At 66.0% G+C, this 7,667-nt stretch carries 7 protein-coding genes and 2 pseudogenes; 5 read left to right on the forward strand and 4 right to left on the reverse strand.

The features are described 5' to 3' along the window. Positions 1-24: 24 nt before the first annotated feature. Positions 25-285: pseudogene (locus DY468_RS23880) on the forward strand (enoyl-CoA hydratase); the annotation flags it as partial. Positions 286-297: 12 nt separating this feature from the next. On the opposite strand, the gene DY468_RS23885 reads toward DY468_RS23880, so the two are convergent. From DY468_RS23885 to DY468_RS23895, 3 genes are all read right to left on the reverse strand, one after another. Then, the gene (locus tag DY468_RS23885) at positions 298-993 is read right to left on the reverse strand and encodes a glutathione S-transferase family protein (RefSeq protein WP_164608014.1); all 696 of its coding nucleotides are present in this window, start codon (positions 991-993) and stop codon (positions 298-300) included. Positions 994-1,196: 203 nt separating this feature from the next. After that, positions 1,197-1,904 carry a glutathione binding-like protein gene (locus tag DY468_RS23890; RefSeq protein WP_164608016.1) on the reverse strand — a complete coding sequence of 236 codons (708 nt, stop codon included), beginning with the start codon at positions 1,902-1,904 and terminating at the stop codon, positions 1,197-1,199. A gap of 126 nt (positions 1,905-2,030) precedes the next feature. Further along, entirely contained in the window at positions 2,031-2,261 is a 231-nt protein-coding gene (locus tag DY468_RS23895) for a hypothetical protein (protein WP_164608013.1), read from the reverse strand. A 249-nt stretch (positions 2,262-2,510) separates the two neighbouring features. On the opposite strand from DY468_RS23895, the gene DY468_RS23900 reads away from it, so the two are divergent. From DY468_RS23900 to DY468_RS23915, 4 genes and pseudogenes are all read left to right on the forward strand, one after another. Then, entirely contained in the window at positions 2,511-3,563 is a 1,053-nt protein-coding gene (locus DY468_RS23900; protein ID WP_164608018.1) for a hypothetical protein, read from the forward strand. A gap of 60 nt (positions 3,564-3,623) precedes the next feature. Beyond that, on the forward strand, positions 3,624-6,656 hold the full coding sequence (uvrB, locus tag DY468_RS23905; RefSeq protein WP_164608020.1) for an excinuclease ABC subunit UvrB: 3,033 nt from the start codon (positions 3,624-3,626) through the stop codon (positions 6,654-6,656). 54 nt (positions 6,657-6,710) lie between these two features. Next, positions 6,711-7,017 (forward strand): annotated as a pseudogene (locus tag DY468_RS23910) (type II toxin-antitoxin system RelE/ParE family toxin). Then, positions 7,011-7,298: an addiction module antidote protein gene (locus DY468_RS23915; protein ID WP_164608022.1), complete on the forward strand. Its 288-nt coding sequence runs from the start codon at positions 7,011-7,013 to the stop codon at positions 7,296-7,298. Before DY468_RS23910 ends, DY468_RS23915 begins: the two are co-directional and overlap by 7 nt. Before the next feature lie 36 nt (positions 7,299-7,334). Here the strand turns inward: DY468_RS23915 and DY468_RS23920 are convergent, their stop codons facing one another. After that, positions 7,335-7,646, reverse strand: coding sequence for a (2Fe-2S) ferredoxin domain-containing protein (locus DY468_RS23920; RefSeq protein WP_164608024.1), 312 nt, complete (start codon positions 7,644-7,646; stop codon positions 7,335-7,337). Positions 7,647-7,667 lie beyond the last annotated feature (21 nt).

Below are 7,667 nucleotides of genomic sequence, written 5' to 3' on the forward strand. Positions count from 1 at the left end.
GGGAGATGGGTATAAGAGACAGACCATGCGCTGGCAATCGGCCTGGTCAACCGCGTGGTGCCGCATGGCGAGCTGCTGAGCGCGGCGGATGCGCTGGCGCGGCAGATCATCCGGCATCCGCCGGGCGCAGTCGCAGCGGTGATCACCGCCGCAACGCGCGGACTCAATCTGTCGATCGACGAGGGGCTGCTGGTCGAGCGCGCGCAGTTCGCCGCGCTGGCCGGCGGCGAGGAGCTGGCGCGCGGCCTCGCCGACTGGCGCAACCGGCGGCGCGGCCCAGCTTAGACCGGATGCCCGTCAGACCGGATAGCCCGGTGTGGCGCGCGCCAGGCCGCCGAACGCATCGAGCAGCCGCTCGCGCCAGGCATAGACCGGGTCATCGCTCTGCAGCAGTTGGAAGTCGCTGACGATGCGCGCCCATTGGAAGCCGCCGAACACGCTGTAGTCGGCGTAGTTCGGCGCCGCGCCGCCGATGAAGGCTTGCGTCTTCAGCGTCAGCCGCAGCGGATCGAGCGACTTGCGGAAACCTTCGACCGCACGATCGCGGCTGGCGGCGGCCTCTTCCAGCGTTGTCTTCAGCCGCGCCTCGCGCGACTGCCGGAAATACGCCGCGTCGGCAGGCTCCAGCCGCTGCACGATGTCGGCCACGATCATCGGGAAGATGCCGCCGACGATGGCGAGGTCGCCCCACCAGTTCAGCATCCGCGCCATCGCCCGGCCGCCGTCGCCGCCGAACAGCGACGGCCGATCCGGATAGGCGTCCTCGAGATAGTTGGCGATCGCCCAGGAGTCGCACACCGCCTTGTCGCCGTCGAGCAGCACCGGTACCTTCTCGGAACCATGGCAGGCGATCGCAGCCTTGTCGGTGAAGCGCCACGGGATCGTCTCGGCGCTCAGCCCCTTGTGCGCCAGCGCCATCCGCGTCCGCCACACGAACGGCGAGAACGGCCGGCCCGCATCGGCCCCGACCAGTTCGAACAGTTTGAGAGTCATGTTGCGCGTCATCCCTCGTTGATGCGCCGCTGTGATCCGGCGCTTGCCCGACAACCGACGTCATCGCCGGACCTGATCCGGCGATCCATCGTTCGGGAGATGGATGCGCGGGTCAAGCCCGCGCATCACTTAATTGGTCAGTATCACGCTCGTCATTCCGGGGCGCCGCGCAGCGGCGAACCCGGAATGACCGACGGATCGAACTACTTCACCACCGCAGCGGTCTGGCCGAACAGCATCTTCTTTTCTTCCTCGGTGCGGATCGTCGGCTGGCCGAAGCTCGGATTGACCTCCTTGGCCTTGGCATAGGCGCGCTCGGTGGCGGGCCGGGCCGCGATGGCCTCGAGCCAGCGCTTCAGATGCGGGAAGTCGTCGATGTTCTGGCCCTGGTTCTTGTACGGCACGATCCACGGATATGACGCCATGTCGGCGATCGAATAGGTGCCGGCGAGAAATTCGCGATCCGCCAGCCGCTTGTTGAGCACGCCGTACAGCCGGTTGGTCTCGTTGACGTAGCGGTTGATGGCGTAGGGAATCTTCTCGGGCGCATAGACGTTGAAATGGTGGTTCTGCCCGGCCATCGGCCCGAGGCCGCCCATCTGCCAGAACAGCCATTGCAGCGCGTCGTTGCGGCCGTACAGATCCTTCGGCAGGAACTTGCCGGTCTTGTCGGCCAGATACAGCAGGATCGCGCCGGATTCGAACACCGACAGCGGCTTGCCGCCGCCGGCCGGCTGATGATCGACGATCGCCGGCATCCGGTTGTTCGGCGCGATCGCCAGAAAGTCCGGCTTGAACTGATCGCCGGCGCCGATGTTCACCGGCACGATGTTGTAGTCGAGCCCGGCCTCTTCGAGAAACATCGTGATCTTGTGGCCGTTCGGCGTGGTCCAGTAGTAGAGATCGATCATGTGGCGTGTCCTGCTGCCATGGTCGCGTCTGTCGCCTCGACCGCGCCGAATGGAACGATCGCCGCAGATTCATGCAACTGCATTCAATCTGCCGGAACCGAGCGCGAAGTCAATGCCCGGCGCCGATCAACAGCCCGTGTGACGTCCAGGAATGCAGCGGCTCTGCTGCGGGGCTGGCGTGCACAGCCCGTGGCCGCAGCCGCCCTTTTCTCGCTGCGGCTTGTCGGCGCGGTCGGCGAGCGGCAGGGTCTTGGTGATCGCCTCGTTGGCCGCGCGCGTCGCCGGCTCAGCGTCGTTGGGTTGCGCGGCTAACGGCGTGGCCAGCAGCGCCAGCGCCGCGGCGGTCGCTAACATCATCGACGGTATAATTCGTACCATGCTCAATCTCTGGAAGGGCACGGATCATCACCCTGGTCCCGCCGCAATGACCATTGCAATCCCGCCCGCGAAACCGAAATTACCCGCCGCAATCTCGGCTCTCCACAGCCACGGTTTTCCCGCACGACAAAGTATTCCGTAACTCTCATTGAACATGATCACGCTTCACTGAGACCACCAACGCGGGCGGTCTCCCGGAGCGGGCGGCTGGGCGGAGGGAGAGTGACGATGCGCTATTCGGCCGAAGACCTGCAGGCGGCGACCCAGGCTGGCATCATCACGCCGGCACAGGAGGCGGCGCTCCGCACCTTCCTGGACGCACGTCACCCGGCGGCCGCGAGCGACGGCCCGCGCTTCGATATCGTGCATCTGCTCTGGTACGCGGGCGCGCTGATCGTGATCAGCGCCATGGGGTTGTTCTCGACCATGGCGTTCGCCGGCCTTGGCGGCGCGGCGCTGACCGCCACGGCGCTGATCTACGCCGTCGCGTTCTGGTGGACCGGACACTACCTGTGGCACGTGAAAAATCTGCGCACGCCGGGCGGGCTGTGTATCGCCGTGGCGGTCGGGATGATGCCTCTGGCGGTGTATGGCGTGCAGGAGGCGTTCGGGCTGTGGTCGGAATTCGGCAAGCCCGACACCGTTCGCAGCTTCTACATCTGGATCAAAGGCAGCTTCATCTTCATGGAGCTCGCCACCATCGTGGCGGCGCTGGTAGCGCTGGCGTTCTATCGCTTTCCGTTCATCGTGTTTCTGATGGCGGTGGCGCTGTGGTTCCTGTCGATGGACCTGGTGCCGTGGATCACCGGCACACCGCACGGCGATTTCGAAACCGCCCGCAAGGTCTCGATCGGCTTCGGCGCCGGCATGGTGATCGCCGCGGTGCTGGTGCATCTGCGCCAGCGCAGCGGCGACTTCGCCTTCTGGCTGTACCTGTTCGGCGTGATGACGTTCTGGGGCGGCATCACCGCGACCTCGAACGGGAGCAACCTGGACAAGGCGCTGTACTGCGCCATGAACGTCGTGTTCCTCGGCATCGCCGTGGTGCTGGGCCGGCGGGTGTTCGCGGTGTTCGGCGCGCTCGGGATCGCGATCTATCTCGGCGATCTCGCCGAAAAACTGTTCCGCGACTCGCTACTGTTCCCGTTCGCGCTGTCGCTGATCGGCATCGCCATCATCGCGCTCGGGCTGTTCCTGCATCGCCGCCAGCCGGCGATGCAGGCATGGTGCGACGCGCGGCTCCCCCACGGGATGAAGCGGCTACGGGTGGCGCCGACATAAGCGAAACGCGCGCGGGCGGCCGCCCTTTATTCGCCGGGCGCTTCGCCCCATATTGCCGGCATGGCGAAGACTCCTGACAAGCCTGGCAAGCCGGCAAAAACCCCAAAATCCAAGGCGCATCGGCCCGACGTGCAGCCGATCGGTCCGGCGCTGGCCGAGCTTTTGAATCCGGCGCTGAATCGCGGCGATGCGGGCCTCGGCTCCGGCACCGGCTTGCAGCCGCCGCCGGACAATTCCCACGACCGCCGCGGCGGCGAAGCGGCGGTGCATCGCGGCCGGGCCTCGACGCCGAAGGCCGGCGACGGCGCGACGCCGCGGCCGACAGCGCTGCAGCCCTATCCGCAGCCGCCGGGCGCCAGCCGCGGCGGCCTCAATGAAGCGCCGCAGGCCAATTACGGCACCGCCGCTACCATCCCGACGCTCGATCCGGAACTGGCGCGGCAGCTCGGCCTGCCGACCGAGGAGGACGACGCCGAAGCCTTGGCAAGGCCGCCGCGCAGCAAGATGGAAGCGCTCGGCGTCAAGGCCACCGCCGACGCACTGGAGAGCCTGATCCGCGAGGGCCGCCCGGAGTTCAAAGGCGAGGACGGCGGCGTCAAGCTGTGGGTGCCGCACCGGCCGCCGCGCCCGGAGAAGTCCGAAGGCGGCGTGCGCTTCGTGCTGAAATCCGACTATCAGCCGCGCGGCGACCAGCCGCAGGCGATCAAGGAACTGGTCGAAGGCATCGACCGCAACGATCGCACCCAGGTGCTGCTCGGCGTCACCGGCTCGGGCAAGACCTACACCATGGCCAAGGTGATCGAGGCGACGCAGCGCCCGGCGATCATCCTGGCGCCGAACAAGACGCTGGCGGCGCAGCTCTACGGCGAGTTCAAGAACTTCTTCCCCGACAACGCGGTCGAGTATTTCGTCTCGTATTACGACTACTACCAGCCCGAAGCCTACGTCCCGCGCACCGACACCTATATCGAGAAGGATTCGTCGATCAACGAGCAGATCGACCGGATGCGCCACGCCGCGACCCGCGCGCTGCTGGAACGCGACGACGTCATCATCGTCGCCTCGGTGTCGTGCATCTACGGTATCGGCTCGGTCGAGACCTATACGGCAATGACCTTCGCGCTGAAGCGCGGCGAACGGATCGACCAGCGCCAACTGATCGCCGATCTGGTGGCGCTGCAATACAAGCGCACCCAGGCCGACTTCACCCGCGGCACCTTCCGGGTGCGGGGCGACGTCATCGACATCTTCCCGGCGCACTATGAGGATCGCGCCTGGCGGGTGAAGATGTTCGGCGACGAGATCGAGGGCATCGAAGAGTTCGACCCGCTCACCGGCCACAAGCAGGACGAGCTGGAATTCGTCAAGATCTACGCCAACTCGCACTATGTGACGCCGCGGCCGACGCTGATCCAGGCGATCTCCTCGATCAAGACCGAGCTGAAATGGCGGCTCGATCAGTTGCACGCGCAGGGCCGCCTGCTCGAAGCGCAGCGTCTCGAGCAGCGCACCACGTTTGACATCGAGATGATGGAAGCGACCGGCAGCTGCGCCGGCATCGAGAACTACTCACGCTATCTGACCGGCCGCAGGCCCGGCGAGCCGCCGCCGACGCTGTTCGAATACGTGCCCGACAACGCGCTGGTGTTCGCCGACGAAAGCCACGTCTCGATCCCGCAGATCGGCGCGATGTTCAAAGGCGACTTCCGCCGCAAGGCGACGCTTGCCGAATACGGCTTCCGGCTGCCGTCCTGCATGGACAACCGGCCGCTGCGCTTCGAGGAATGGGACATGATGCGGCCGCAGACGGTCGCGGTGTCGGCGACCCCGGCGGCGTGGGAGCTGAACGAGAGCGGCGGCGTGTTCGTCGAACAGGTCATTCGTCCGACCGGGCTGATCGATCCGCCGGTCGACATTCGCCCGGCCCGCACCCAGGTCGACGATCTCGTCGGCGAGGTCCGCGCCACCGCGGCGCGCGGCTATCGCACGCTGATCACCGTGCTGACCAAGCGGATGGCCGAGGACCTCACCGAGTTCCTGCACGAGCAGGGCATCCGCGTGCGCTACATGCACAGCGACATCGACACCATCGAGCGGATCGAGATCATCCGCGACCTGCGGCTTGGGGCGTTCGACGCGCTGGTCGGCATCAACCTGCTGCGCGAAGGTCTCGACATTCCCGAATGCGCGCTGGTGGCGATCCTCGATGCCGACAAGGAAGGCTTTTTGCGCAGCGAAACGTCGCTGATTCAGACCATCGGCCGCGCTGCGCGTAACGTCGACGGCAAGGTGATCCTCTACGCCGATCAAATGACCGGCTCGATGCAGCGCTCGATCGACGAGACCAATCGCCGCCGCGAGAAGCAGATCGAATACAACACCGCGCACGGCATCACGCCGGAGAGCGTCAAGAAGTCGATCGGCGACATCCTCAACAGCGTGTACGAGCGCGACCATGTGCTGGTCGAGATCGGCGACGGCAAGGGCGCCGGCTTCACCGACGACGCCGCGGTGATCGGCCACAATTTCGAGGCGGTGCTGGCCGATCTCGAAACCAGGATGCGCGAGGCCGCCGCCGATCTGAACTTCGAGGAAGCCGCCCGTCTGCGCGACGAAGTCAAACGCCTGCGCGCCACCGAGCTGGCGGTGATCGACGATCCGACCGTGAAGCAGCGGGGCGTCGCGGCGAAGGCCGGCAGCTACGCCGGCGCCAAACGCTACGGCGACGCCGCGAACTTGCCGGCCGATGCTGGCAAAGGCGGACGCGGCAAGGGAGCAGCGCGAGGCGGCGCCGCCGCTTCACCCTCCCCCTTGCGGGGAGGGTCGGCCGAAGGCCGGGGTGGGGGTACCCCAGGCACAGCGTCGAAAGTCCACAAGCCCGACCTCGACGAAATGGGCATCGCCGGCTTTCACGAGTTCAAGAAAGTCCAGCGCCCCAAGCCGCGCAAACCGACGCTCGACGAAATGGGCCCGGGCACGGAGAGCAAGATCTATCAGCCGACCTCCAGCCGCGAAGCCGGCCCCGAATTCGGCCCCTCCCCGCGCTCGACCGGCGGCGCGCCGGGAAAGCGGGGTGGGTGGAAGAAGAGGTGAGAAGCCGTTGCCAAACTCACCTGTAGCGCTTAAGCTACAAGTGAGGGCGGCAAGATGCCGACGGTCCGAAAGACACACGAGTTCGAGCGCTGGCTCCGCGATCTGCGTGATCAAAGGGCTCGTGCTCGAATCTTGTTGCGGCTCGATCGACTGGAGCTCGGCAATCCTGGCGATGTAGCTCCGGTCGGAGAAAGGCGTCAGCGAGCTCCGCATCCACTACGGACCCGGATATCGAGTCTACTTCGTAGAGCGCGGTGCAACCTTGATCTTTCTGCTTTGCGGGGGTGACAAGAGCTCACAGGCCGCCGACATCGCAGCAGCTAAGAGACTAGCGCGGGACTTGGAGGATCAGACATGGTGAGCACGACGCCTTTCGACGCCGCCGATTATCTCGACAGTCCGGAGATGATCGCGGCCTATCTGACCGAGGCATTCGAATCCGAAGATCCTGCGCTGATCACCAAAGCTATCGGTGCAGTCGCGCGCGCCAAGGGCATGAGCAGCGTGGCGGAAGACACGGGGCTGTCCCGAGAGAACCTCTACCGAGCTTTGGGTGGTGACGCCAAACCCGAATTCGCAACCGTGCTGAAGGTGCTACATGCCCTCGGCATCAGCCTGGTGGCGCAGCCGAAGGCGGCTTGAGGACAAGACCGATATCCGCCCCGTGCCGGACGGCGGTCACTCCCGATCGCCCTTCAGTAATACCCTCACCGCCTCCTCGACCTGCTTCCGATCTTCCACCAGCACATACTCCCCCTTTGCCAGCGTCCCCGCGCTCGCCGTGACCACCGCGCGCTTGGGGCAGATGCCGAGACAGCCGGTGGTGACGAGCTTGGGGCGTTTGCCGCCCTGTGCGGCGACGGCGCGCTTCAGCTCGGCCTTCAGCGCCTGCTTCAGCTTCTTGCCGCCGTCGATCTTCGACAGGCACTTGCCGCAGATCAGCACAGGCGGCGGGCGTTTGGGGCGGGCGATGGGCTGTCCCCTATACACATCTGGCGCCGCCGACGGCGG

It is taken from the genome of Rhodopseudomonas sp. BR0M22, from assembly GCF_010907035.1.
In the GTDB taxonomy this organism is placed as follows: Bacteria; Pseudomonadota; Alphaproteobacteria; order Rhizobiales; family Xanthobacteraceae; genus Rhodopseudomonas.